Source organism: Nocardioides sp. Soil796 (genome assembly GCF_001429525.1).
GTDB lineage: Bacteria > Actinomycetota > Actinomycetes > Propionibacteriales > Nocardioidaceae > Nocardioides.
Genome location: NZ_LMSQ01000018.1, coordinates 469,190 through 494,211, shown reverse-complemented (window position 1 = coordinate 494,211; position 25,022 = coordinate 469,190). Strand labels below are relative to the sequence as shown.

General features: G+C 69.6%; 27 protein-coding genes and 1 riboswitch. Of the genes, 18 read left to right on the top strand and 9 right to left on the bottom strand.

Features of this window, described 5'->3' with window-relative positions:
• Positions 1 to 34: 34 nt before the first annotated feature.
• From ASH02_RS13775 to ASH02_RS27050, 3 genes are read right to left on the bottom strand one after another with little or no spacing between them, the layout of a single operon-like run.
• Entirely contained in the window at positions 35 to 1,471 is a 1,437-nt protein-coding gene (locus ASH02_RS13775) for an alpha,alpha-trehalose-phosphate synthase (UDP-forming) (protein ID WP_056685418.1), read from the bottom strand.
• 44 nt (positions 1,472 to 1,515) lie between these two features.
• Positions 1,516 to 2,511: an adenylate/guanylate cyclase domain-containing protein gene (locus ASH02_RS13770; RefSeq protein ID WP_057294926.1), complete on the bottom strand. Its 996-nt coding sequence runs from the start codon at positions 2,509 to 2,511 to the stop codon at positions 1,516 to 1,518.
• 43 nt (positions 2,512 to 2,554) lie between these two features.
• The gene (locus ASH02_RS27050; RefSeq protein ID WP_082563998.1) at positions 2,555 to 2,965 is read right to left on the bottom strand and encodes a Crp/Fnr family transcriptional regulator; all 411 of its coding nucleotides are present in this window, start codon (positions 2,963 to 2,965) and stop codon (positions 2,555 to 2,557) included.
• Between the two features lie 216 nt (positions 2,966 to 3,181).
• On the opposite strand from ASH02_RS27050, the gene ASH02_RS27045 reads away from it, so the two are divergent.
• The 3 genes from ASH02_RS27045 (at position 3,182) to ASH02_RS13750 (ending at position 4,790) form a co-directional block, all read left to right on the top strand.
• The gene (locus ASH02_RS27045; protein WP_235539046.1) at positions 3,182 to 3,793 is read left to right on the top strand and encodes a hypothetical protein; all 612 of its coding nucleotides are present in this window, start codon (positions 3,182 to 3,184) and stop codon (positions 3,791 to 3,793) included.
• Positions 3,794 to 3,988: 195 nt separating this feature from the next.
• Positions 3,989 to 4,285 carry a DUF3263 domain-containing protein gene (locus ASH02_RS13755; protein ID WP_057294924.1) on the top strand — a complete coding sequence of 99 codons (297 nt, stop codon included), beginning with the start codon at positions 3,989 to 3,991 and terminating at the stop codon, positions 4,283 to 4,285.
• 4 nt (positions 4,286 to 4,289) lie between these two features.
• Positions 4,290 to 4,790 (top strand): LytR C-terminal domain-containing protein, encoded by a 501-nt coding sequence (locus ASH02_RS13750; RefSeq protein ID WP_057294923.1) that lies wholly within the window; start codon positions 4,290 to 4,292, stop codon positions 4,788 to 4,790.
• 16 nt (positions 4,791 to 4,806) lie between these two features.
• Here ASH02_RS13750 and otsB read toward each other — a convergent pair whose 3' ends face one another.
• On the bottom strand, positions 4,807 to 5,652 hold the full coding sequence (gene otsB / locus ASH02_RS13745; RefSeq protein ID WP_057294922.1) for a trehalose-phosphatase: 846 nt from the start codon (positions 5,650 to 5,652) through the stop codon (positions 4,807 to 4,809).
• A gap of 199 nt (positions 5,653 to 5,851) precedes the next feature.
• A riboswitch (SAM riboswitch) is annotated at positions 5,852 to 5,994 on the top strand.
• Positions 5,995 to 6,003: 9 nt separating this feature from the next.
• Here otsB and thrC point away from each other — a divergent pair.
• The 3 genes from thrC (at position 6,004) to ASH02_RS13730 (ending at position 8,253) form a co-directional block, all read left to right on the top strand.
• A complete protein-coding gene (gene thrC / locus ASH02_RS13740; protein ID WP_057294921.1) occupies positions 6,004 to 7,272 on the top strand; it encodes a threonine synthase in 1,269 nt (422 codons plus the stop codon).
• Between the two features lie 87 nt (positions 7,273 to 7,359).
• Positions 7,360 to 7,638 carry a MoaD/ThiS family protein gene (locus ASH02_RS13735; protein WP_056685439.1) on the top strand — a complete coding sequence of 93 codons (279 nt, stop codon included), beginning with the start codon at positions 7,360 to 7,362 and terminating at the stop codon, positions 7,636 to 7,638.
• A 150-nt stretch (positions 7,639 to 7,788) separates the two neighbouring features.
• Entirely contained in the window at positions 7,789 to 8,253 is a 465-nt protein-coding gene (locus ASH02_RS13730) for an OsmC family protein (RefSeq protein ID WP_056685442.1), read from the top strand.
• 211 nt (positions 8,254 to 8,464) lie between these two features.
• On the opposite strand, the gene ASH02_RS13725 is transcribed toward ASH02_RS13730, so the two are convergent.
• From ASH02_RS13725 to ASH02_RS13715, 3 genes are all read right to left on the bottom strand, one after another.
• A complete protein-coding gene (locus ASH02_RS13725; protein ID WP_156409770.1) occupies positions 8,465 to 10,096 on the bottom strand; it encodes an AMP-binding protein in 1,632 nt (543 codons plus the stop codon).
• Positions 10,097 to 10,274: 178 nt separating this feature from the next.
• Entirely contained in the window at positions 10,275 to 11,153 is an 879-nt protein-coding gene (locus ASH02_RS13720) for a hypothetical protein (RefSeq protein WP_057294919.1), read from the bottom strand.
• Between the two features lie 4 nt (positions 11,154 to 11,157).
• Positions 11,158 to 11,799: a hypothetical protein gene (locus tag ASH02_RS13715; protein ID WP_156409769.1), complete on the bottom strand. Its 642-nt coding sequence runs from the start codon at positions 11,797 to 11,799 to the stop codon at positions 11,158 to 11,160.
• Between the two features lie 97 nt (positions 11,800 to 11,896).
• On the opposite strand from ASH02_RS13715, the gene ASH02_RS13710 reads away from it, so the two are divergent.
• On the top strand, positions 11,897 to 12,712 hold the full coding sequence (locus ASH02_RS13710) for an SGNH/GDSL hydrolase family protein (protein ID WP_056685455.1): 816 nt from the start codon (positions 11,897 to 11,899) through the stop codon (positions 12,710 to 12,712).
• Positions 12,713 to 12,724: 12 nt separating this feature from the next.
• On the opposite strand, the gene ASH02_RS13705 is transcribed toward ASH02_RS13710, so the two are convergent.
• Complete coding sequence (locus ASH02_RS13705; protein WP_057294917.1) at positions 12,725 to 13,534, bottom strand: hypothetical protein; 810 nt, start codon at positions 13,532 to 13,534, stop codon at positions 12,725 to 12,727.
• Between the two features lie 82 nt (positions 13,535 to 13,616).
• Between ASH02_RS13705 and ASH02_RS13700 the strand changes: the two genes are divergently transcribed.
• The 5 genes from ASH02_RS13700 (at position 13,617) to ASH02_RS13680 (ending at position 18,817) form a co-directional block, all read left to right on the top strand.
• Complete coding sequence (locus tag ASH02_RS13700) at positions 13,617 to 14,486, top strand: ATP-grasp domain-containing protein (protein ID WP_162262590.1); 870 nt, start codon at positions 13,617 to 13,619, stop codon at positions 14,484 to 14,486.
• 59 nt (positions 14,487 to 14,545) lie between these two features.
• Positions 14,546 to 15,055 (top strand): SigE family RNA polymerase sigma factor, encoded by a 510-nt coding sequence (locus tag ASH02_RS13695; protein WP_057294915.1) that lies wholly within the window; start codon positions 14,546 to 14,548, stop codon positions 15,053 to 15,055.
• Positions 15,055 to 16,263 (top strand): hypothetical protein, encoded by a 1,209-nt coding sequence (locus ASH02_RS13690; RefSeq protein ID WP_057294914.1) that lies wholly within the window; start codon positions 15,055 to 15,057, stop codon positions 16,261 to 16,263. The genes ASH02_RS13695 and ASH02_RS13690 overlap by 1 nt, the downstream gene beginning before the upstream one ends.
• 207 nt (positions 16,264 to 16,470) lie before the next feature.
• On the top strand, positions 16,471 to 18,108 hold the full coding sequence (gene groL, locus ASH02_RS13685; RefSeq protein WP_056685470.1) for a chaperonin GroEL: 1,638 nt from the start codon (positions 16,471 to 16,473) through the stop codon (positions 18,106 to 18,108).
• A gap of 166 nt (positions 18,109 to 18,274) precedes the next feature.
• On the top strand, positions 18,275 to 18,817 hold the full coding sequence (locus ASH02_RS13680) for a hypothetical protein (RefSeq protein WP_056685473.1): 543 nt from the start codon (positions 18,275 to 18,277) through the stop codon (positions 18,815 to 18,817).
• A 152-nt stretch (positions 18,818 to 18,969) separates the two neighbouring features.
• On the opposite strand, the gene ASH02_RS13675 is transcribed toward ASH02_RS13680, so the two are convergent.
• Positions 18,970 to 19,317 carry a hypothetical protein gene (locus ASH02_RS13675; RefSeq protein WP_235529952.1) on the bottom strand — a complete coding sequence of 116 codons (348 nt, stop codon included), beginning with the start codon at positions 19,315 to 19,317 and terminating at the stop codon, positions 18,970 to 18,972.
• 184 nt (positions 19,318 to 19,501) lie between these two features.
• On the opposite strand from ASH02_RS13675, the gene ASH02_RS13670 reads away from it, so the two are divergent.
• The 6 genes from ASH02_RS13670 to ASH02_RS13645 all read left to right on the top strand — a co-directional run bounded on the left by ASH02_RS13670 (position 19,502) and on the right by ASH02_RS13645 (position 25,020).
• Entirely contained in the window at positions 19,502 to 20,125 is a 624-nt protein-coding gene (locus ASH02_RS13670) for a nucleotidyltransferase family protein (RefSeq protein ID WP_057294913.1), read from the top strand.
• Between the two features lie 10 nt (positions 20,126 to 20,135).
• Positions 20,136 to 21,017 carry an AAA family ATPase gene (locus ASH02_RS13665; protein ID WP_056685479.1) on the top strand — a complete coding sequence of 294 codons (882 nt, stop codon included), beginning with the start codon at positions 20,136 to 20,138 and terminating at the stop codon, positions 21,015 to 21,017.
• The gene (locus ASH02_RS13660) at positions 21,014 to 22,135 is read left to right on the top strand and encodes a vWA domain-containing protein (RefSeq protein ID WP_057294912.1); all 1,122 of its coding nucleotides are present in this window, start codon (positions 21,014 to 21,016) and stop codon (positions 22,133 to 22,135) included. Before ASH02_RS13665 ends, ASH02_RS13660 begins: the two co-directional genes overlap by 4 nt.
• A complete protein-coding gene (locus ASH02_RS13655) occupies positions 22,128 to 23,318 on the top strand; it encodes an XdhC family protein (protein ID WP_056890053.1) in 1,191 nt (396 codons plus the stop codon). The genes ASH02_RS13660 and ASH02_RS13655 overlap by 8 nt, the downstream gene beginning before the upstream one ends.
• 129 nt (positions 23,319 to 23,447) lie before the next feature.
• Entirely contained in the window at positions 23,448 to 23,717 is a 270-nt protein-coding gene (locus ASH02_RS13650) for a DUF4242 domain-containing protein (protein WP_057294911.1), read from the top strand.
• Positions 23,718 to 23,799: 82 nt separating this feature from the next.
• The gene (locus tag ASH02_RS13645; protein ID WP_056685493.1) at positions 23,800 to 25,020 is read left to right on the top strand and encodes an iron-containing alcohol dehydrogenase; all 1,221 of its coding nucleotides are present in this window, start codon (positions 23,800 to 23,802) and stop codon (positions 25,018 to 25,020) included.
• The last annotated feature ends 2 nt before the right edge of the window (positions 25,021 to 25,022 follow it).

The following is a 25,022-nucleotide window of genomic DNA, read 5'->3' as shown; positions in this document are numbered from 1 at the left end:
AGAATCCACGGTTGGTGAGGCGGGAGGGGAGGGGTCAGGAGAGGCGGGCGGGGCGCACGGGCTTGCCGTGTGAGGGGCGCACGGACGTCAGCTCGGACAGGAAGCTGTTCGCCCAGCTGGCCACGTCGTTCTCGGTGACGGTCTTGCGCATCGCCTTCATGCGGCGGGTGCGGTCCTTGTCGTCGGAGCGCGCCGCATCGAGGATCGCCGACTTCATGCCGTTGATGTCGTAGGGGTTGACCTGCCACGCCTGCCGCAGCTCGTACGCCGCCCCGGCGAACTCCGAGAGCACCAGCGCACCGTCGTTGTCGAAGCGGCAGGCGACGTACTCCTTGGCGACGAGGTTCATGCCGTCGCGGTACGGCGTGATCACCATGATGTCGGCCGCCCGGTAGAGCGCGGCCATCTCGTGGCGGGGGTACGCCGAGTGCAGGTAGGCGATCACCGGCTGCCCGATGCGACCGAGGTCGCCGTTGATGCGGCCGACGAGGCGGTCGATGTCGTCACGGAGCACGCGGTACTGCTCGACGCGCTCACGGCTGGGGGTCGCGACCTGCACGAACACGCTGTCCTTGACGTCGAAGTGGCCGTCGGCGACCAGCTCCGAGTAGGCGCGCAGCCGCGGGTAGATGCCCTTGGTGTAGTCGAGTCGGTCGATGCCGAGCAGTACCCGCTTCGGGTTGCCCAGCGCAGCCCGGATCTGTGCGGCGCGCTCGGCCACCGACTCCGAACGGGCCAGCTCCTCGAAGCCGGCGGTGTCGATCGAGATCGGGAACGCGGCGGCCAGCACGGTGCGACCGTCGGGCAGGTAGACCAGGTCGCGGTGGGTCTTGTGGCCGACCCGCTGGCGGACCAGCCGGACGAAGTTCTGCGAGGCCCCGGAGAGCTGGAAGCCGACCAGGTCCGCGCCGAGCAGTCCCTCGAGGATCTGGCGCCGCCACGGCAGCTGCTGGAAGAGCTCGCCGGGCGGGAACGGGATGTGCAGGAAGAAGCCGATGCGCAGGTCGGGCCGCAGCTCGCGCAGCATCTGCGGCACCAGCTGCAGCTGGTAGTCGTGCACCCACACGGTCGCGTCCTTCGAGGCGATCTCGGCGGCGCGGTCGGCGAAGCGCTGGTTGACCGTGACGTAGGAGTCCCACCACTCACGGTGGAACTCCGGCTTGGCGACGACGTCGTGGTAGAGCGGCCACAGCGTGCCGTTCGAGAAGCCCTCGTAGAACTCCTCGATCTCGAGCTCGCTCAGCGGGACCGGGACGAGCGAGAGGCCGTCGTCGACGAAGGGCTCGCTGGTGTCGTCGGCGACGCCGGTCCAGCCGATCCAGGCCCCGTCGTTGCTGCGCATCACGGGCTCCATGGCGCTGACCAGCCCGCCGGGGGAGCGGCGCCACTGCTGCGACCCGTCGGGCAGGGTCACCCTGTCGACGGGCAGGCGGTTGGCAACGATCACGAGGTCTGCGGATCCGGTCGTCACGCCCCGACCCTATAGGGCCCACCTCGGTGGGTGGGCGCCAATCGCTAATCCCCGCGCGGGGTCTTCGGCGGTTTCACGGCCCACGTCTCGAGCCGGGAGTAGCCCTTCACCGGCGTCGTTCGCGCCCGTCGTACACGGAAGAGGTCGTCGTGCTCACGCAGCTCGTCGGCGAGCTCGCGGTTGACCAGAACGCGGCCGGGCCGGGCGATCGAGGTGAGTCGAGAGGCGATGTTGACGACCTCGCCGAACACGTCGCCGAGCCGCGCGAGCACCCGGCCGTGTGCCATGCCGACCCGCACCTGCGGGAAGTCCTCGTCGATCTCATGGGCGCCGGCCAGGCGCAGCGCGATGCGGCCGGCCGCGACCGGGTCGTCGGCCACGAAGAGCACCTCGTCGCCGATCGTCTTGATGATCCGGCCCCCGTCGTCCGAGATCACCGCGTTCACCGTCGACTCGAAGCGCTCGACCATGTCGGCCAGCTCGTCGGCGTCGAGGCTGCGGGTGCGGCGGGTGTAGCCGACGATGTCGGCGAACCCCACGGCCTGTACGACGGCATCGTCGGAGGCCTGCAACAGCAGCCGGCCGGCGGCGTTGGCCAGGTGGCGCCGCCAGACGTACTCCTGCAGGTTGGAGAGCGCGGGCAGCGCGGTCTCGATCACCGGCTCGATCTCGGCGAAGTCGAGGCGGGCGCCCGAGCCGAGCATCATGGTGGCGACCTCGGCGATCTCCCACTCGGCAAGGCGGGCGAAGCTGCGGCCCATGCTGCGGGTCAGCGCGTTCTCGGTGCGTGGGTCGACCATTCCGCTGGCGACCAGCCCCTCCAGGGTGCGCACCGCCTCGACGTCCGCGTCGGTGAACAGCACCTCGTCGTCGGAGGCGGGGGAGGGGAAGCCGAGTGAGAGCCACAGCTCCCGGGCGCGCTCGTCGGTGACGCCGGACTGCTCGATGACGTCGAGCCGGGTCAGGTGCGGAGCCTGGCCGAGCAGCGTGGCCTCGAGGGCAGCGAAGAGCGCAGGGTCGAGCCCGGGAGTCTGGGCCACCTCAGGCCGTGTCTCGCAACGGCGCCCGTCTGAGCGTCATGGTCTAGGCCGGGGTGTCGGGCAGGCGGTCGTGCGCGGTCTGCTCGAGGGCGGTGCGGAAGGTCGGGACCGTGTCGATGAGGTCCTGCACCGCCTCGCTGGTGAAGTGCAGCACGGACAGTGGCGTCAGCGACACCACGCTCGCGTTGCGCAGCTTGTGGTTCACGATCGCGGTCTCGCCCACGGTGTCGCCCGGGCCGAGCCGGGCGATCTCCTGGCCACCTCGCCGTACCGAGACCTCGCCCTCGAGGAGGATGTAGGCCTTGTCGGCCGGTGTCTTCTCCCAGATCAACGACCAGTTGGCCGGGATGGTGACTGCGGTGCCGTGCTCGACGAGTGCCTTGACCTCGGAGTCGCTGAGGTCGGCGAAGCGGTCGAGGCGGGCGAGAGCCGCCTTCTCTTGTGAATGGTTCACGTGATTGATCCTCTCGAAGGGTCGACGTGTGGCGCCGCGCTCCGTCCCGGGTAGATCTTCGCGGTCGGGTCGCCGCCTGTCCAGAGAACGGCCGTTGCTGTCCGCGGATCGAGCGTGCGGCGTGGGCGAGCGTGCCGCCACGGAGGCCGGCGAGATGCTGGTTGCGCGGGACGACACATGGGAGCATGCGGACCGACCAGGCAGGGGAGGACATCGGTGAAGCCAGTGGACGAGGTGGTCCGCGACCGGATCGCGCCGGTGCTCAGGCGCGCCGGGTTCCAGCGCCGGCGCCGCCACTTCTGGTTCGACAGCGCGTCCGGTGATCGGGCGTACGTCGAGGTGCGCCCGTTCAAGCTCGGCTTCCGTGAGGCCGAGTTCTTCGTGGACCTCGGGGTGCAGCCGCGGATCTGGGCCGACTGGCTCGGCCGCGACGGGGGAGAGACCCGGGACGTGCTCTGGGCCGACCGGCTGATGGTGCCCGGACGGCGCCCACCGATGGCTGATCACTGGTCCCTCGACCTGGTCGACGAGCCGGCGGGGGACCTGTTGGCCACCGAGCTGTCCGCACGTCTGCCCGAGATCCTGGGCCTGCTCGATCCGGCGTCGCTTCTGGGCTATGCCCGCACCCTGCCCCGACCGGGCCGGAAGATCAGCGTGCGACCCGAGATCGCGCTGGCCGTGATGCTCGCCACGCAGGGCCCCTCCGACGAGCTGGAGCAGTGTCTGGGCGCGCTCGCGACGGACCCGGACTGGGTCGCGTTCGACACCGAGTTCGTCGCGTTCGTCCGTGGCTGGATCGCCCAGCACCCCGCCGACGAGCAGGACTGACCGGGCGGATCGCCCCGTTGACGGGGTCGCCGGCTGTCCAGAAAAAGGCAGTCGGTGTCCGCTGGTCGGTCGCCGTACCGCTTCCTCGGGCGCGTCGTCAAGGACTCGCCGCGAATCGAATGACATGCGTGTGATTCAGCGTCTAGGATGAGGGTCGAGCCTTCGGGCAATCACAGCAGTTAGGGGTCGAGACGCATGGACGCTGCAGAGTCCGTCAACCACCAGCAGTCCGCGGACGGGGTCTCCCTGTCGACGCGTGACAGCGAGATCCTCGAGTTCGAACGCCAGTGGTGGAAGTACGCCGGCGCGAAGGAGCAGGCGGTCCGCGAGAAGTTCGACATGTCCTCGACGCGTTACTACCAGGTGCTCAACGCCTTGATCGACAAGCCGGAGGCGCTGGCCTCCGACCCGTTGCTGGTCCGTCGCCTGCGCCGCCTCCGGGCCGCACGCCAACGCCAGCGCTCGGCCCGCCGACTCGGCTTCGAGGTCTGATCCGGTGCGCGCGAGAGACGACCGTGGTGTCGCCTTCCCCTCTCCGCTCGTCATCCTGAGCATCATCGCGGTGGCCATGGCCGGCATCGCCTACGTCACCACCATGGACCGCGGCGGCGACGGCAAGATGGAGTCCGTCTCCCAGCCGGCACCCTCGCCCACCTCGTCGTCGCCGACGGCCGACCCCGAGCCGGCGCCCGTGGTGAAGAAGAAGCCCAAGAAGGTCGTCAAGGGCAAGGTCTACGTCGAGGTCTACAACAACTCCAACATCTCCGGACTGGCGGGCTCCACCGCGTCCAAGGCCCAGTCGTTCGGCTGGCAGGTCGTGGCCTCCGACAACTGGCACGGCACGATCCCGGCCTCCACTGTCTATTACCCCGCCCGGCTCAAGGCGGCCGGCAAGCTGCTCGCCAAGGACCTCGGCATCGCCCGCGTGATCCCCGCGGTCGACCCCATGGGCGGCGACCGGCTGACCGTCATCCTCACCCCCGACTACATCTCCTGACCCGCCCCTCGAGCGGTCAGAGTCGGGCGGAGGCGGCGTCGCGACTGAGCTGCCGCAGGAGGTCGAGCACGCCCTCGGGCCCGTCGACCGAGACGTCCGCACGCCGCAGCAGCGCGCCCTGTTCGTCGGACGACGAGCACACCAGCAGCGTGGCCTGACCGGACTGGCGCAGCTCCTCGACCGCCGCGAAGGCCTCCAGGTCGCCCAGGTCGTCGCCGGCGAACATGAAGCCGCGCGTCGACAGCTCCTCGGCGATGGTGTGCACGGCGTCGCCCTTGTGGGTGCCCGGGGCACGCACCTCGATCACGCTGCGCCCCGGCTCCACGGTCAGGTCGTTGGCCGCGGCGAGCTCGGAGACCGGGCCAAGGAGTCGCTCGAACGCGGCGGTCGCGTCCGGCAGCCGCCGGGTGTGTACGGCGACCGCCAGCCCCTTCTCCTCGACGTACGCGTCGAATGCATCGGCCCGTCGCAGCAGTGAGGGCAACCCGAGCAGGAAGCTGGCCAGGCCGTGCGGCGGACGCGGCGAGATCACCCGGCGGTTGACCGAGGACCACCGCTCGTTGCCGTACTGCCCGAAGATGTAGAGCTCCTTGCCCATCTCGCCGATCGCGTTGCCGACGTCGTCGAGTCCGCCGAGCGCGAGGGCCTGGCGGGCGGGCCGACCGGTGATGATCGCGATCGCGGCCACGTGCTCGGCCAGCTCGACGAGGACCTCGCCGGCGTCGGGGTGGATCCGGGCCAGGCTGGGGTCGTCGACGATCGGCGACAGGGTGCCGTCGAGGTCGAGTCCGATGACACTGTCAGCGGCGACACGCACCAGCGCGGCGTACCGCTCCTCACCTGTCGCGGAGATGAACTCCATGGGTCCACCCAATCATGTCCGTTCGGTGCGCGTTCCGGATGCTGCCGTCGTACGACGAGGCGCCCTGGTGCGAGACGGCGTACGACGACCGCGCGTGGCGACGCACGACGACGGATCGACGCGACTCCGACGCCTCGAGCGTGTCCGCATCCCGGACCCGATGTGCACATCGTGAGACAGGCTGCGTAGGCTGAGCAACAGCTCATCGAGAGGGACTGAGGGAACGGCCCAGTGAAGTCCCGGCAACCGCCACGAGCCCCCTGACCCGGCCCCGCCGGATCAGTCGTGGAAACGGTGCTAATTCCGGCCCGCGGCGAGATACGCCGTTGGGGAAGATGAGAAGGAGGACTCATGAGCGCACCAACAGTCGAGGCCGGCAAGACACTCCGCGAAGGCGCCTTCGGCAATGCCACCGGCCTGTCGTGTCGCGAGTGCGGCCACCAGATCGCGCTGGGTCCCCACTACGCGTGTCCGGAGTGCTTCGGACCCCTCGAGATCGCCTACGACTTCCCGGCCGTGACCCGCGAGCAGATCGAGGCCGGCCCCGCGAACATCTGGCGCTACAAGGCCCTGCTGCCGGTGCCCGACGACATCGAGCAGAGCCCCAACACCGAGCCCGGCTTCACCCGCCTGCTCAAGGCTGACAACCTCGGTCGCGAGCTCGGCATCGACAACCTGTGGGTGAAGGACGACTCGACCAACCCCACCAACTCGTTCAAGGACCGCGTCGTCGCCTGCGCACTCAGCGCCGCCCGCGAGTTCGACGCCAAGGTCTTCGCCTGCCCCAGCACCGGCAACCTGGCCAACGCGGTCGCCGCCGCCGGTGCCCGTGCCGGCATCAAGACGGTCGTGTTCATCCCGAGCAACCTCGAGCAGCCCAAGCAGGTGAACTCGGCGGTCTTCACCGACAACCTCATCGCCGTCGACGGCAACTACGACGACGTCAACAAACTGGCCTCCGAGATCGCCGGCGAAGAGGACGGCTGGGCGTTCGTGAACGTCAACGTGCGTCCCTACTACGCCGAGGGCTCCAAGACGCTCGGCTACGAGATCGCCGAGCAGCTCGGCTGGCGCCTGCCCGACCAGATCGTGATCCCGGTGGCCTCCGGCTCCCAGCTGACCAAGGTCGACAAGGCCTTCCAGGAGCTGATCAAGCTCGGCCTCGTCGAGGACAAGCCCTACCGCGTGTACGGCGCGCAGGCCGAGGGGTGCTCGCCGGTCTCGGTGGCCTACAAGGCCGGCGTCGACGCGATCCGCCCGGTCAAGCCCGACACCATCGCCAAGTCGCTGGCCATCGGCAACCCGGCCGACGGCGTCTACGTGCTCGACGTGTGCCGGCGCTCGGGCGGAGCGGTCGAGGACATCACCGACGACCAGGTCCGCGACGCGATCGTGCTGCTGGCCCGCACCGAGGGCATCTTCACCGAGACCGCCGGCGGCACCACGGTCGGCGTACTCAAGAAGCTGGTCGAGACCGGACAGCTCGACACCTCGCTCGAGACCGTCGTGATCAACACCGGCCACGGTCTCAAGACCCTCGACGCGGTCTCCGAACGGGTCAGCGCCCGGGTCACGATCGCCCCGTCCTACGACGCCTTCGTCGCCGCCAACATCCTCTGACGAACCGTGGATTCTTGATGCGCGAACCGTGGGTTCTTGCGCCTCGAACCCGCAATCCTTGATGCACACCCGACCCCAGGAGTAGCCATGAGCGTTTCCGTCCGCATCCCGACCATCCTGCGCACCTACACCGGTGGCGAGTCCGAGGTCACCGCCGAGGGTGGCACGCTCGCCGAGGTGCTCGACAACCTCGACGCCAACCATGAGGGCATCAAGGCGCGCGTGCTCGACGACAACGGCGCCCTGCGCCGCTTCGTCAACGTGTACGTCGGCAACGAGGACGTCCGCTTCCTCGACAACCTCGAGACGCCCACGGCTGACGGCGTACAGGTCTCGATCATCCCCGCGGTGGCCGGCGGCTGCTGAGCCCGGGCCCGCCGCGGCTGCGGTGCCGGACGTGCGGACGCCGCGCGGTGAAGAAGTGCGGCAGTTCGACCGCTTCGGCGTGGTGTTGAGCGGGCGCCGTTGCCCGGTGTGGGTGAACTGCCGTAGTTCCTGACCCGCGATGATGAGCACATGGACCACACCTACGCGCTCGACCTGACCTGGCAGGGCAACCGCGGCACCGGCACCAGCGGCTATCGCGACTACACCCGCGACGTCCTCCTGCGCGCCGACGGCAAGCCGGACCTCGAAGCATCGGCCGACCCGACCTTCCGCGGTGACCGCGGCCGCTGGAATCCCGAGGAGCTGCTGCTCGCCGCGCTCGCCGAGTGTCACCTGCTGTCCTACCTGCACTCCGCGGTCAACCACGGCGTCGTGGTCACGGCGTACGACGACTCGCCGGTCGGCACCATGGCACAGGTCGGCCAGGGCGGACGCTTCACCTCGGTGGTGCTGCGTCCTCGCGTGGTCGTCGCCGCGCCGGACCAGGTCGAGACCGCGCTGGCCATCCACCACGAGGCCAGCGAGAACTGCTTCATCGCCGCGTCCGTGAACTTCCCGGTGACGCACGAGCCGACGGTCACCGTCGCCCCCTGATCGACCTGTCGCCAGTTCTGATCGACCCGTCGTGAGTTCGCGAACTGGCGACGGGTCACCTGGAACTGGCGACGGGTCGCCTGGATGACGTGGGGAGGGCGTACGACGAGCGGCCCTGCGTTCATTTCGACATACAGTTCGACCCGGCAACGACGGGGTTGAGCCGGCCGACCGCGACCACCTCCGCGAACTGCCTGTCGAAATGAACGGCTCACGGCTCGTTCAGCAGTTCCAACGCGAGGGACGCGCTGGCGCGGTAGTCGACCTTGCTGACCGGGGTGCGCGGCACCTGGTCGACGAAGAGGAACACCTTGGGCACCTTGTAGTTCGCGATCAGCGCGTGGCAGTGCTCGCGGAGCTCCTCGGCCGAGACGGACACCAGACCGGGTCCGGAGTCGGCAGCGGCGCCGTCCACCGAGACTCCCTCGCGCAGCTGCACGAGAGCAGTCACCTGTTGCCCCCAGCGCTCGTGCGGCGTGCCCACCACCACCGCGTCGAAGACGTCGTCGTGGCGCAGCAACACCGCCTCCACCTCCTCGGGGTGCACCTTCTCGCCGCCGGTGTTGATGCAGACCGAACCGCGGCCAAGGACGGTGACCGAGCCGTCCTCCTCGCGGCGCGCGAAGTCGCCCGGGACCGCCCACCGCACCTCGTCGATCTCGCGGAACGTCGCCGCGGACCTCACCGGGTCCTTGTAGTAGCCCAGCGGCACCGGTCCGGACCGACCCAGCATGCCGGTCATCCCCGGTGGGCAGGGCTCGAAGGACGCGTCGAAGACCTCGACCTGGTCGCTGACGTCGAAACGCGGCGCACCCGCTGCAGCCGTGGAGCCGTCGTCGATGCGGGCACCGGTCGCGCCGGACTCCGACGCGCCGTACGAGTCGAGGATGAAGCGGTCCGGCAGGGCCCGCCGGATCTGCTCCCGCACGCCTTCGGACAGGGGCGCCGCACCGTTCGACACCGCGACCAGGGATGAGAGGTCCCATCGGGTAGGGGCGGCCAGGATCGCCTCGGCCACCGGTCGGCCCATCGCGTCGCCGAGGAAGGTCAACGAGTTGACCCGCGCCCGCTCGACCAGGTCGAGGATGCGTTCGGCGTCGAAGTTGGGCTCGGTGAAGAGCCCCACCGCGGCGCCGGCCATGTGCGCGTTGCCCATGATCCACTGGCTGCCGCCATGCATCATTGGGCCACAGGCGAGCAGCACCAGCGGGTTCTCGTTGGCCGTGGCCTCGTTGGCCAACTGCTCCACGGAGTCGAAGGGCGCCCCGAACCTGCTCTGGTTCAGCGCCGCCCGCATGAGGTCTTCCTGGCGCCAGACCACGCCCTTGGGGCTGCCGGTCGTGCCTCCGGTGTAGAGCACGTAGTGGTCGTCGGACGAACGCCCGGCCAGCCGTGTGGTGGAGGCCGCGGCCAGCGCGTCGTCGTACGCCGGACCGAGCTCGATCACGTGCTCCAGCAGCGGGAGGTCGAGCGCGCGTACGGCGTCGACGTACGCCGGTTCCACGAGGGTGGCGACGCAGTCGGCGTTGTCGTAGAGGTAGGCCAGTTCGTCGCTGAGGTACTTGTAGTTGATGTTGATCGGTACGGCGCGTGTCTTCAGGCAGCCGTAGAACGCATCGACCCACTCGATGCGGTTCGCGGAGTGCACCGCCACGTGGTCACCGGGCCGGATGCCGAGCGAGACCAGGTGGTTGGCCAGCCGGGTCGACCGGTCGTCGATCTCGGCGAAGCTCCAGTCGCGGTCGATCGTGCGTACGGCGGCGCGGTCCGGGATCGCGTCGGCCATGGCCTCGATCAGGTCGGCCAACGTGAGGGGACGCCCCGGTGCTGTGGTCTGGGTCACACGAGAAGGATCGCGGTTGGGCCGTCGCGCGTAAATGGCGGGTCTCGGTGGATGGCTCGGGTCGAGGTTGTCGGCGTCGAACGCCGGGTCATTGGGTCGAGCGGGGGCGCCGGGTGAGGGAGTCCCGTCGCCGAACTCGGGCCAGTCCTCCCGGTGCGTCGTGCTGAAGTCGCGTGGGTCAGCCGACGTCGTTCACGGTGGTCTGGATCTCGCCGATCTGCAGCTGAGCGGCGGGCCCGGGCACGCCCGTGACCTGCTGCGTGACTGCCTGGCCGTCGGGAAGCGTGAAGGACACGTCGTAGACCGTGGACACGGTCACGGAGTATTCGCCCTTGCGGTCATAGCCATGCTCGACGGAACCCGCCTGGCCCACCTCGGCACCTTCGATGCCGGTGCCGGTCGCGCTGTTGCCGTCGCCGAAGTCCCACGTGGTCTCGCCGCCGGTGAACCGGACCGCGATGGAGTGGCCGAACAGGTTCACCGTGCGGGTCACGTCGGGTGCGTCGGCGTAGTAGTTGTTGGGGATGTTCACGTAGGACTGCGTCGCGGGCTCGACGTGCGGCTGTGTCTTGGGCGCCAGGGCACGGGCCACCTGGACCACCATCTCGGCGGTCACGACGGGCGTGGTCGGCATCGGGTCATCAGGGCCCTTGCACACCGTCGCGACCTGATCCCACGCGGTGGGCTTCCGGCCGTCGGCGAAGATCGTGCGGCGGTAGACCCAGAAGCGAATGGCTCCTGTTTCGCCCATGGCGTCGCAGGTGTTGACCGCGGCACCGCACAGGACGTCCGCACCGCCCTCGGGCGCGTTGATCGAACAGGTGGGCACGTACTTGTACTCCGGCCACTGGGTCGGGGGAGTGTAGGTACCGTCGTCGCCGATGCTGTGGTCGATGACGTCCTGGAAACCATTCTCCTGTTGGCCCGTGATCTCGGTGCCGTGTTCCGTCTCGCCGCTACCCCAGCCGTCGTCGTCTCCCGCGGTCGCTGCGTTGACGGGTGCCAGGAGAACGCCGAGGAAGAGCGCCAGAGACCCAAGTGCGCGGTACGCCTTCATCTGCTCAACCCCCGTAGGTGAGTCGGTAATCTTCGAGGAGCCACGACTTGTCGCCCTGCGACCAGCGCAGGTCGGCCTCGAACGACCCTGGTGTCGGAGTCTTCGGCCCGAGCTTCCTTCCGGCGTCGTTGATCTTCTTTCCTGCCGGCATCTTGAACGTCGTCACAAGGGAGTAACGGTCAGGCGACTGATCCATGACGTAGACCTGCTCGGCAGTGGGCAGTCGGTTCGGAATGTAGGCAATGCCTTCCTCGATCTGCTGTCGAGTGACCTCGGCATCGCTCTTGCAGGACTTGCACTTGCTCCAGTCGGCGACGATCTCCCGGGCCACGGAGACATCGCGGGCTGCAAAGCCGTACTGCACCAGCTGGAGGGCAAAGCCCGTGAACTCCTTGGCAGAGGCCAAGGTCTTCGTCTGGTTCTCAGGTGCGCTGGGCTGTGTCATCCCCGCCGGGAGGTTGGCTGGCACATCGCTCGACTCGCTCGAGGTCTCCGAGGGGCTGGACGAGGCGGACTTGTCGAGGTTGAGGTCGCGATCCTTCTCGTCATCGCCGCAGGCGGCGATGAGGGTCAACGACAGGACAGCAGCAACGATCCCGAGCTTTCGCACCACAGGGTCTCCAAGTTTCGTCGGCGGGGCATCCATGAAACTACCCGGCCCGACCTTTGTCGAAACCGACCGTTCACTCCGGACCCCAACGCCGTTGGGCGCCCGGTCGGTTCCGCATGGTTCAAGTGGAGTGATGAGACTTCGACCGCTCACCCTCGTCGCGGGAGCGATCAGCGTCGGCGCCGCCGGCTTCCTGGTGGGCTCGCGCCAACTGCTGCGCGCCCAGGCCGCCCAGGCCCGCGCGTTGATCGGCAAGCCGCTCGGGGAGGAGGCGCTCGACGCGGACCGCACCTTCAAGAAGAGGTACGGCGACCCGATCCACCTGCTGGTGCTCGGTGACTCGATCGCTGCCGGACTCGGTGCCGAGCTGCCCAGTCACACCCCCGGGGCCAGGCTCGCGAAGTACGTCGCGAAGCAGGCGCACCGGTCTGTCGTGCTGCACACCGGCGCGCAGGTCGGAGCGGAGAGCTCGATGCTGGCCGACCAGCTGGGCGCGCTGAAGTCTTCGTACCGCCCTGACGTCGCGGTCGTCATCGTCGGGGGCAACGACGTCACCCACCGGGTGCCGGTCTCCGAGTCGGTCGACCACCTGTCGGCCTGCATCAGTGCACTCCAGGAAAGAGGAGCGTCGGTCGTCGTCGGCACCTGCCCCGACCTGGGCATGCTGCGACCGGTGCCGCAGCCGTTGCGGGCCCTCGGCTCGCGGGCGTCTCGACAGCTCGCCGTCGCGCAACGCGCGGCCGCGTTGACGTTGGGTGCCCGGGCAGTGGACCTGGCCGAAGTGGTCGGGCCGTTCTTCATCACGAACCCCGACGAGATGTTCAGCCTCGACCGCTTCCACCCGTCGTCGCTCGGCTACAAGCGCACCGCCAAGGCCGTGTTGCCCTCGGTGCTGGCCGCGCTCGGGATCGCCGACGACGTGCCGTTCGGCCACCACGCCCCGGCCTGACCTCAGTCCGGATCAGCGACAGGCCTGGTCCAGCAAGGCCTGTGCCCGGGCCCGGGTGCGCACGTCGGGCAGCCGCAGCACCCTCACCAGCGGATCGTCACCCAGCCGCGCAGCCATCAGGAAGTGGAAGGTCTGGCTGCTCTCGATCAGTGCGTGCACGTCGCACCGCGGGACCACCATCGTCATGGGGAAAGTCCGTCGGTCCACCCCGGGAGGCAGCACCGCCGGCTGGTCCAGATGCAGTTCGAGCAGGACGGATCCGACGATCTCGGGCACCACGATCCGGCGTTCCTCGGACCGGCGGGTCAGCGTGATGTGGCCGGCCAGCTCCGTACGCCGGCCGCTCCCGACCAGCTGCCACGGCCCGTCGTAGGAGAGTCGTACGGCGGACTCGACCCGGCGTTCGTCGCACTCCCGTTGCCAGATGCGGGTGACGAAGCCGGTGCCACTCGCATCCAGCGTGCGGCGTACGACGTCGTTCCCGACGCGGACCCGGCCGATCACCGGCTTGCTCGTCGGCGCGAGTGCCGAACAGTCCGGCGTGGGGAGCGTGATGTTGAGATCGAGCGTCCGACCAGCCTCGACGGTCGTGGAGTAGTCGTCGAGGAACTTCCCGTAGCCGGGCCAGTCGAGCCCCACGCCGGTGACCGTGAGGTCGTCCGACGACGAGTTGACCACCCGCAGCTGTGCGCGTGGCGTGCCCTCGAAGACACGTTGCTGCACGAACGACATCGCCACGTCGGGCACCTCGGGCTGGGTCTCCACGGCGCACCCGGCAGTCAGCAACAACAGGGCGCCGCCCAGTCGCATCGCGATCGACATGCTCCCCAGTCTCACGCATCTCACCGAAACCCGGTTGGTGCGCGAGGGCCGCGCACCCTTCGCCCGGGCTTACGCTCGCCGCATGACCAACGTGTTGCTGGCGACCTGCACCGGCTGGCCCGACGGCGAGCCGGGGGCGCCGGCCCTCGAACAGGCCCTGACCGCCCGTGGACTGTCGTCGCGCTGGGTGGCCTGGGACGACGAGACTGTCGACTGGTCGAAGGCCGACGCGGTCGCCGTGCGCTCGACGTGGGACTACGTCAACAGGTACGCCGAGTTCGTGACCTGGGCACGCGAGGTGGAGCGCGAGACCGTGTTGCTCAACGGCGCCGACGTGTTCGCCTGGAACCTCGACAAGGCCTATCTGGCCCACCTCGACGGTGTGCCCGCCGTACCCACCATGACCGCAGACTCGGTCGCCGAGCTGGCAGACGGTGTGCGCAGGTTCGGCACCGCCGTGGTGAAGCCGCGCGTGGGCGGCGGCGGCTCGGGCGTGCTCGTCTTCGACGACCCCGACGACCCGAACCTTGGCCGCGCAGAGCACGAGCACCCGCTGCTGCCGCGGCCGGAAGGGCCATGGGTGGTGCAGCCGTTGGTCGAGTCGGTGCGCACCGAGGGCGAGACGTCGGTCTTCGTGCTGGGCGGCCGCGCGGTCTCCCAGGTCGACAAGCTGCCCGCGGGCGACGAGATCCGGGTCCATGAGCACTTCGGTGGCTCGTCGCGACCGGTGCCGCTGCGCCCGGAGTGCGCCGACCTGGCCACCGAGGCGTGTACGGCGGCGTCGCGAAAGCTCGGTCGGACCCTGCACTACGGGCGGGTCGACATGATGCGGCTGGCCGACGGATCCCTTGCGGTCAGTGAACTCGAGCTGATCGAGCCGGGCCTCTATCTCGACGTGCTGCCGGGCAATGCAGAGCCCTTCGCGGAGATGGTGGCCAGAACAGTCTCCTGACCTCCAACCATTTGGCTGTCGCCCGCGTTTGACTGTCATGCAGCGAACGGGGAGACCAGATGACCACCGGTGACAGGGAGTCGTTCACGCTGTGGGCGACCGAGCGGCAGGGCGCGTTGCTGCGCACCGCCGTCCTCGTCACCGGCGACCACCAGCGCGCCGAGGACCTGGTGCAGGAGGCACTGACCAAGGTCGCGCTGCGCTGGGGCAGGCTGCGCGACGGCCAGCCGGACGCCTACGCCCGGACCGTCATCGTGCGCGACAACATCTCCTGGTGGCGCCGGCATCGCCGCGAGAGGGTCGGCCTTCCCGAGTACGACGACCGCGCGGCCCCGGTCTCCGGTGCGACCAGTGAGCGGCAGCTGATGCTGCGTGACGCGCTCGCCCGGCTGACCGCCCGACAGCGGGCGGTGATCGTGCTGCGCTTCTACGACGACCTCACCGAGACCCAGACCGCGGACGTCCTCGGCGTCGCGGTCGGCACGGTCAAGAGCCAGACCCACCTGGCCCTGCGCCGACTGCGCGAAGCCGCGCCCCAACTGGCCGAACTCCTGACGGAGGACTCCTGATGACCGAACGACGATTGAAGGACCTGCTCCACGAGAGCGTCGACGGACTGCCCCCGGTGCCACTCGCCGACGCCGCGTGGACGGACGCGGTACGACGCCGGCGCCGCAGCCGCATCGCCGGTACGGCGGCAGCGGTCGCCGCGGTGGCGGTGATCGCCGGGTCGGTCTCCTTGCTGGGTGGTCCCGACGATGACGGGAGCGCGCCCCCGGCCACGCAGCCGTCGAACACGAGGTCCTCCGACCCCCGCCTGCCGAACTCGACCGACGCGGCGTCGACGGGTACCGAGCCCGACGGGCGCCACGGCGACTGGCGGGTCTACTGGGGCCCGGCAGACAAGCAGGAGGCGCGCCTGCCGCGGGTGGATTCGCCGCTGCCACGGCAGGTCGACCTCTCGGCCGATGCCACCGACCTCGCGGACGACCCGATCGACACCGCCCTCGCGGCGTACGCCGTCATGGACGGCAGCGGACTGCGCACGGTGCTCCTGCTCGCTCCCGACGGTTCCCTGCGCAGGGTCGACGTCTCCCGCGTCCAGCCGTTGGTCGACGACTCCGGCAACGTGATCGCCGCCGGCACCAACATGCTGTCGCCCAAGGGCGACCACCTGCAGTTCCCGCAGAACGACAGCGTCCTGATGCTCACCCTGGCCACGGGCGAATGGCGCACGATCGAGGTCGGCGAGGCGGTCACCGAGCACGCGACGTGGGTGGGCGACGACCTCCACCTGCCGAGCACCGTCGGAGGCGCGGGTCCGCTCTACGGCGTCGACGGCCAGAGGACGGGTGCGTCCCGACGAGGCCTGCCGACGGCTCCGCCGGGCGACGACGTGACGCCGTACGGCCTCGCTCGGTCGGGTCCGAAGGGCGTCGCCCAGAGCTGGTCCGGGGCCGACGGACTTCCGGTCGCCGACCACGAGGTCACGCCGTCCGAGGTGATGGTCGTGCAGGGCTTCGACGAGAGCGACAGCGCGCTGCTGGTCTTCGGCTCCAAGGCGTTCGCCAACCTGGGTGGCGAACGCAACAAGGAGTGCTGTCCCGTGAAGTTCTGGCTCGACGACGACTGGGTGGTCTATGAGGCACAGGACGGGAGCCCTCGGTTGATCGCCTGGCAGGTCGGAACCCATGACTTCCGCAGGGTCTCCGAGCTCACGGGACTGAAGCCCGACCAGGAGTACGCCGTTTCCAGCTACTCCCGGATCTGGTCCTGACCACGACTCGAGATCATTTGCACTCTCATGGGTCGAGTGCTAAACATGAGGCTGGCACTCTCATCAAGAGAGTGACAACAACGGGACCGGTGAGTTGAGGTCCGAAGCGTCGGCGGGAAGGGTCCGCCGGGTCAGCCGGATCGTCCGTCGCGGGCAGCTCTCCGACTCCGTTCCAACTCTTATGCACAGCAAGGAATCGCAGGAGTTATGCCGAAGCTGATTGCTTTCAACGAAGAGGCGCGCCGCGGCCTCGAGCGGGGCATGAACACCCTCGCCGACGCCGTCAAGGTGACCCTCGGCCCCAAGGGCCGCAACGTCGTCCTGGAGAAGAAGTGGGGCGCCCCCACGATCACCAACGACGGTGTGTCGATCGCCAAGGAGATCGAGCTCGAGGACCCGTACGAGAAGATCGGGGCCGAGCTCGTCAAGGAGGTCGCCAAGAAGACCGACGACGTCGCCGGTGACGGTACGACGACGGCCACCGTCCTCGCCCAGGCAATGGTCCGCGAGGGTCTGCGCAACGTGGCCGCGGGTGCGAACCCGATGGGCCTCAAGCGCGGCATCGAGGCCGCTGTCGCCGCCGTGTCCGAGCAGCTGCTCGCCATGGCCAAGGACATCGAGACCAAGGAGCAGATCGCCTCTGCCGCCACCATCTCCGCCGGTGGCGACACCACCGTCGGTGACGCCATCGCCGAGGCGATGGACAAGGTCGGCAAGGAAGGCGTCATCACCGTCGAGGAGTCGAACACGTTCGGCATCGACCTCGAGCTGACCGAGGGCATGCGGTTCGACAAGGGCTACATCTCGGCCTACTTCGTCACCGACCCCGAGCGCATGGAGACGGTTCTCGAGGACGCCTACGTCCTCATCGCGAACCAGAAGATCTCCAACGTCAAGGACCTGCTCCCGCTCCTCGAGAAGGTCATGCAGTCCGGCAAGCCGCTGCTGATCCTCGCCGAGGACGTCGACGGGGAGGCCCTCTCGACGCTGGTCGTCAACAAGATCCGTGGCACCTTCAAGTCCGTGGCCGTCAAGGCCCCCGGCTTCGGTGACCGCCGCAAGGCCATGCTCCAGGACATCGCGATCCTGACCGGTGGCCAGGTCATCTCCGAAGAGGTCGGCCTCAAGCTGGAGTCGACCGGCATCGAGCTGCTCGGCCAGGCCCGCAAGGTCGTCATCACCAAGGACGAGACCACCATCGTCGAGGGCTCGGGCGACCAGGCCCAGATCGAGGGCCGGGTCAACCAGATCCGCGCCGAGATCGAGAACTCCGACTCCGACTACGACCGCGAGAAGCTGCAGGAGCGCCTGGCCAAGCTGGCCGGCGGCGTTGCGGTGATCAAGGTCGGCGCGGCCACCGAGGTCGAGCTCAAGGAGCGCAAGCACCGCATCGAGGACGCCGTTCGCAACGCGAAGGCTGCCGTCGAAGAGGGCATCGTCGCCGGCGGTGGCGTGGCGCTGGTCCAGGCTGCCGACGCCGCGTTCGAGAAGATCAACCTCGAGGGTGACGAGGCCACCGGCGCGAACATCGTGCGCGTGGCCACCGACGCTCCGCTGAAGCAGATCGCGATCAACGCCGGCCTCGAGGGCGGCGTCGTCGCGGAGAAGGTGCGCAACCTGGAGTCGGGCCACGGCCTCAACGCCGCGACCGGCGAGTACGTCGACATGATCGCCGCGGGCATCATCGACCCCGCCAAGGTCACGCGCTCGGCGCTGCAGAACGCTGCGTCGATCGCCGCGCTGTTCCTCACCACCGAGGCAGTCGTCGCGGACAAGCCCGAGAAGGCTGCTCCGATGGGCGACCCGTCCGGCGGCATGGGCGGCATGGGCGGCATGGACTTCTGATCGCCAGATCACCACGCTGCACACAGCATCAACCGAACGGCCCCGGGTTCTCCCGGGGCCGTTCGGCCATTTCGTCCCGCGAGCCGTGGATTGTTGATGCGCGAACCGTGGATTCTTGGTGCTCCGTGCACGTGGCCGGCTGGAACCGGGGCCTAGACTCGCCACCATGCGCAGATCTCTCGTGGCCGTTCCGCTGTTGCTCGTTCTCGCCCTCACCGCCGGTTGCGGAGACGACGACAAGGACAAGAAGGACGAGTCCAAGCCGAGCGAGACCACGTCGACGACGACCGAGCCCAGCGAGGACTCTTCGACCTCACCTTCGACGCAGCCGACCGAGCCGGTGACCTCGAAGCAGTTCTGCGACGACGCCAAGGACGCGTTGAAGGGCGACTCGGCGAGCCAGGTGTTGCAGCAGGTGGCGACGGTGGTCGCCGACGGCCTGCCCGAGGACATGCCGCAGGACGCGGTCGACGGCATTCAGGTGCTGATCGACATCGCGCCGCAGCTCGAGAAGACCTCGACGGCCCTGAAGGCCTACACCGACCTCTCGTCGGAGAAGCGCGGCAAGGTCAACGCGCTGGCCACCTACCTGACCACCACGTGCGGGCAGAACCTCGTGGCGGACATCATCCCGGCGCTGAAGGACATCCCGTCCGAGCTGCTCTCGCTGCTGCCCAGCGACCTGCCCACCGTGATGCCCTCGAGCTGACCTGCTCGAGGTCGACCCGGATCCGCCGTTCGCCAGTCTCCTGGTCATCGAGCGTTGCAGTTCGTACCACTCCCGGCTCGGAACACGTATGAACTGCAACTCTCGCCGTACACCCGCGCACGCCCAAACGCGCCGTACGCCCGCTGCCGGGCTCAGGAGTCGGTGCTGAGCTGGCCCAGTGCGGCGACCACGGCGCCGGACTCCTCGCAGACCCAGACCGGGTCGGGGCCGCCGAGCTCGGGGTGGATGTGCAGGGCGTGTACGGCGTCCTCGCAGCGTGGGCACACCGGCCACCGGCCGACGCGCATCAGGAGGGCGTCCTGCACGTCCTGGGCGACCAGCCCGCCGACGTACGGCTCGCCGGCCGGCCACTGCTCGGCCCACCATCGGCGCTCGGAGACGGCGTCCTCCAGCAGCGAGACGGTCTCTGCGGAGGCGACCCCCGTGGCCTCCAGGTCTCGCATCACGACGGCGCGGGCGGAGAGCAGTTGGTCGGTCACCCTCCCATTGTGCGTCGCCCCCGGTGAGACCCCGCCAACCGTGGATTCTTGATGCGCGAACCGCGTGCGGTTGATGCGCGAACCGTGACTCGTTGGGGTGGGCAACAAGAATCCACGGTTCGAAGCGCAATCTTGCGGGGTTCGCGCATCAAAAGGGCGGTGTTCGCGGCCCTAGAGTGACCGGGTGAGGATTCATGGACTGCTGCTCGCCGCGGGGGCCGGCCGGCGGATGGGCACGCCGAAGGCGCTGGTCGACGACTGGTTGTCGCGCGGTGTGACCGCCCTGCGCGACGGAGGCTGCGACGAGGTGACCGTGGTGCTCGGTGCCGCGGCCGCTCAGGCCCGTTCCCTGCTCGACGGCGTCGAGGTCGGCATTGTCGAGGCGGACGACTGGGCCGACGGCATGGGCGCATCCCTGCGTGCCGGGCTGGCCGCCCTGGCCGGGCTCGATGCACCGCCGGACGCAGCACTGGTCACCCTCGTCGACCTCCCGGACGTCGGCGCGGACGTCGTACGCCGGGTGCTCGCCGCCCCGCAGACCAGCCCCGGGTCGGAGCCGGCGGGCGGTGAGTCGCGGACACAGTCGATCACCCCGGGCGTGCTCCGCCGGGCGTCGTACGCCGGCGTGCCCGGGCACCCCGTGCTGATCGGCCGCGACCACTGGTCCGGCGTACGCGCATCTGCCGAGGGTGACCGTGGCGCCCGCGCCTATCTGGCCGCCCGCGAGGTCGAGCTGGTGGAGTGTGGCGACCTGGCCACGGGGCAGGACGTCGACAGCCCAACCCGCGACCAACGTCGCGCTGAGTAGCCTTGAATGCATGGACACTCCACACACTCCGGGCTCGGTCGCCGAGGTCGAGAAGTTCCTCGGTGACACCGGCTACGTGTGTGAGGAGTCGTTGGCGACCGTGGTGTTCCTCGCGCTCACCATGCAACGACCCCTGCTGCTCGAGGGCGAGCCCGGCACCGGCAAGACGGCACTCGCCGAGGCGATCGCGGAGGCCCAGGGACTGCCCCTGATCCGGCTGCAGTGCTACGAGGGGATCGACGCGACGCAGGCGCTCTACGACTGGGACTTCCCCCGCCAGATCCTGCACCTGCGTGCCCTCGAAGCCTCGGGCAACGCCGACGTGCAGCAGGCCGAGAAGAGCCTGTACGACGAACGCTTCCTGCTCGCCCGACCCGTGCTCCAGGCGCTGCGTGAGAGCCCGGCGGTGCTGCTGGTCGACGAGGTCGATCGGGCCGACGACGAGTTCGAGGCCTTCCTGCTGGAGGTGCTCTCGACGTACCAGGTGAGCATCCCCGAGATCGGCACGGTGCGCGCGGCGACGCCGCCGATCGTGGTGCTCACCTCCAACCGCACCCGCGAGCTGCACGACGCGTTGAAGCGGCGCTGCCTCTACCACTGGATCGACCACCCGGGGTTGGAGCGCGAGGTCGAGATCCTGCGCTCGCGCAACCCCGAGGTCAGCGAGACGTTGGCGCGTCAGGTCGCCACCGCCGTCCAGTCGCTGCGCACCGAAGACCTCCTCAAGCCTCCGGGCGTGGCCGAGACCCTCGACTGGGCGCGGGCCCTGCAGGCGTTGGGTGCCACCGAGCTCGACCTGGCCACCGCCTCGGCGACGTTGGGCGCGCTGGTGAAGTACCGCGAGGACGGCGACCGGGTGCGCCAGGCCCTCGACCGGCTGATGGCGGTGTGACGGTGCCGCACGCCGCCGACGAGATCCTGCTCGGCTTCACCCGCGCGCTCCGCGCCGCCGGCGTCCCTGTCACCCAGGACCGAACCCATGGGTTCGCCTCGGCGGTCGCGCTGCTCGGCGCCGACGACCACCGGGCGACGTACTGGGCGGGCCGCGCCACGCTCTGCGCCGGACCCGACGACCTCGAGCGCTACGACCAGGTGTTCCACGCCTGGTTCAACCACCGCGACGGACTGCCGCGGCCGACGCCGTCGACCGAGGCGTCGGCCCCGCTCGCGACCGACCTGCTGGGCAGTGACGACGACGAGCTGGCCGGTGACGACGCGGCGGGTGATGACCCGGTGCGGGCGATGGCCAGTCGCACGGAGCTGCTCCGGCATCGCGACGTCGGCACCATGTCGGCCTCCGAGAGGCGCCTGCTGACCACGCTCTTCAGCGCGCTGCACCCGCGCCTGCCCATGCGGCGTACTGCCCGACAGCACGCGTGGCACAGGGGCTCCGTCGATGCCCGTCGCACCCTGCGGGCCAGTCTGCGACGCATGGGGGAGCCCGCCGATCTCGCGTGGCGACGGCGGGGTGCCCGGCCGCGTCGGGTGGTGCTCCTGATCGACGTGTCAGGGTCGATGAGCAGCTACGCCGACGCCTTGCTGCGTCTGGCACACCGCTTCGCGACCACCGACGAGGGCCGTCACGTCGAGGCCTTCACGGTCGGCACCCGGCTGACGCACATCACCCGCGCGCTGCGACAGCGCGACCCCGACCGGGCCCTGGTCGCGGCCGGAGACACGGTGCCGGACTGGTCCGGTGGCACCCGACTCGGTGAGGTGATGCGGGTCTTCCTCGACCGATGGGGCGCCCGCGGCCTGGCCCGCGGTGCCGTGGTCGTGGTGTTCAGCGACGGCTGGGAGCGCGGCGACACGGCCCTGCTCGGCGAGCAGATGGCGCGCCTGCACCGCCTCGCGCACAAGGTGGTCTGGGTGAACCCGCACCGGGGCAAGGCCGGCTACCTGCCCGTGCAGCAGGGCATCGCCGCGGCGCTCCCGCACGTCGACGACTTCCTTGCGGGTCATACCCTGACCACGTACGCCGAACTGTTGGAGGTCGTGGCAGATGCGTGAAGTGCTCCCGGAGCTCTTGGAGTGGTGGCGGGCCGGCGAGACGGTCGGCATGGGCACGGTCGTGGCGACCTTCCAGTCCGCACCGCGGCCCCCGGGCGCCTCGATGCTGGTCGGCCCGGAAGGTACGGCGGTGGGCTCGGTCTCCGGCGGCTGTGTCGAGGGTGCGGTCTACGAGCTGGCCGGCGAGGTGGTCGAGTCCGGCGCACCCGTCTTCCAGCGCTACGGCATCTCCGACGACGACGCGTTCGCGGTCGGCCTGACCTGCGGCGGCATCCTCGACGTGTACGTCGAGAAGGTGAACCAGGAGACGTTCCCCGAGCTGGGTGAGATCGCCGACGACCTCGAGGCCGGTCGCGCGGTCGCCGTGGCGACGGTGATCGAGCACCCCGACCCGTCCTGGGTGGGCCGTCGCACCCTCATCCGCCCTGACTCCGCGACACTCCCTGACGTTCAGGCCCCCAGCAGGACCGAAACGTCAGGGACTATCCCAGAGGAAGGGCCGAAACGTCAGGGAGTATCTCTGGGGAGTGCGCGGGTGGACGACGCGGTCCGCGACGACGCGCTCGGGCTGCTCGCGTCTGGGCACAGCGGCACGCTGTCCTACGGACCCGACGGCGAACGCCGCGGCGAGGGCATGCGCGTCTTCGTGTGGGCCTTCGCGCCCAAGCCCCGCATGCTGGTCTTCGGCGCGATCGACTTCGCCGCGGCGGTGGCGCGGATCGGCAGCTTCCTCGGCTACCACGTGACGGTCTGCGACGCCCGCCCCGTGTTCGCGACCAACACCCGCTTCCCCGAGGCCGACGAGGTGGTCGTCGACTGGCCGCACCGTTTCCTCGCCGCCGAACAGGAGGCCGGGCGCATCGACTCGCGCACGGTCCTCTGCGTGCTCACGCACGACCCAAAGTTCGACGTACCGCTGCTCGAGGTGGCGCTGCGGCTGCCCGAGGTCGGGTACGTCGGCGCGATGGGCTCGCGGCGTACGCACGACGACCGCCTGGCGCGGTTGAAGGAGGCCGGCGTGACGTCCGAGGAGATCGACCGGCTGTCCAGCCCGATCGGCCTCGACCTCGGTGCCCGCACCCCCGAGGAGACCGCGGTCAGCATCGCCGCCGAGATCGTCTCGTCGACCTGGGGCGGCAGTGGTCAGCCGCTGGCCGCACTCGAGGGCCGGATCCACCGGTAGCGAACCGCCACCTGTCCGTTCGGGCAGGCCGGACCCGTCACCTTGCCGGGCTCTCAGGGCCGAGCACGCTCCTACTGTCGTGGGTGAAGGCGCCTGGTCGGCGCACACACCACCACGGAAGGCCACGACATGGGGCGGTACGTCATCGAGCGGGAGTTGCCCGGAGCCGGAGAGCTCGACGAGCAGCAGCTCCACGACATCAGCGCCAGGTCCAACCAGGTGCTGGCAGGCATGTCGGACATCGAGTGGGTCCAGTCGTGGGTCACCGACGACAAGCTCTACTGCGTGTACGACGCCGCGAACCCCGAGGACATCGCCGAACACGCCCGCCAGGGCGGGTTCCCGTGCGACCGGGTCAGCCCGGTGACCGGCACGATCTCGCCGGAGACCGGGCGCTGAGAGACTCCGCCTGGGCGGACCCAACGTTCTCGCAACGTTTGGCGGTGCACAGTGGTGCAGGTCACACAGTTGGGAGACTTTGATGAGCACGACGATGGTCCCGGCCAGCGGGGAACGCCACGGCAGCACCCTGCGGGAAGGCCCCGTGGAGACCTTTGAACTGGCCAAGTTCCACGCGCCCGAGGTGGTGCTGGGCACCGGCTCCCTCGCCGAGGCCGGTTTCGCGGCCGGGCGCCTGGGCGCCCGGCGTCCGCTGGTGGTCACCGACCCAGGCATCATCGAGGCCGGCTGGGTCGACGAGCTGCTCGGCCACCTTCGCGAGTCCGGTCTCGAGCCGGTGGTCTTCTCGAGCGTCACGCCGAACCCGCGCGACCACGAGATCCGCGCGGCCTACGCGCACTACGCCGAGTGGGACTGCGACGTGATCATCGGCATCGGCGGCGGTTCGGTCGCCGACGCGGCCAAGGGCGTGGCGATCCTGTCCGGCAACGGCGGCGACATCCTCGACTACGCCGGGGTCGACCTGATCACGCACCCGATCCCGCCGCTGCTGATCATCCCGACGACGTCGGGCACCGGCGCCGACGTCAGCCAGTTCTGCATCGTCACCGACACCGAGAGGTCCGTGAAGGTGACCATCCTCGGCCGGGCCCTCGTGCCCGACATCTCGATCACCGACCCGCGGCTGCTGGTCACGATGCCCGAGGACCTCAACGCCGCCACCGGCCTCGACGCCCTGACCCACGGCATCGAGGCCTTCGTCTCGCTGGCCCACAACCCGCTCGCCGACACCCACGCGATCAGCGCCGTCGGGCTGGTCTGTCGCAACCTGCGGACGACGATGACCACGCCGCGTGAGGCCGAGGCGAGGCGCAAGATGGCGCAGGCCAGCCTCCAGGCCGGGCTGGCGTTCTCCAACGCGATCCTCGGTGCCACCCATGCGATGAGCCACCAGGTCGGCGGACTGCTCGACGCCCCGCACGGCGTCGTGAACGGCGTACTCCTGCCGCACGTGGTCCGCTACAACGCCCGGGCCACGCCGGAGCGGTTCGTCGAGCTCGCCGCCGCGGCCGGGCTGTCGGTGCAGGGCATGCCCGGCGAGGAGGCGGCCGAGATGCTCGCCGACCACATCCGCCTGCTGGCCGACGACATCGGCGTGCCCCGTGGGTTGAGGGAGCTGGGGGTCACCGAGGAGGACATCCCGCGGCTGGCCCGCACCACGCTGGACGACGCCTGCCTGACCACCAACCCGCGGCTGGCGAGCGAGCAGGAAATCGCCGAGCTCTTCCGGAACGCTCTCTAGAG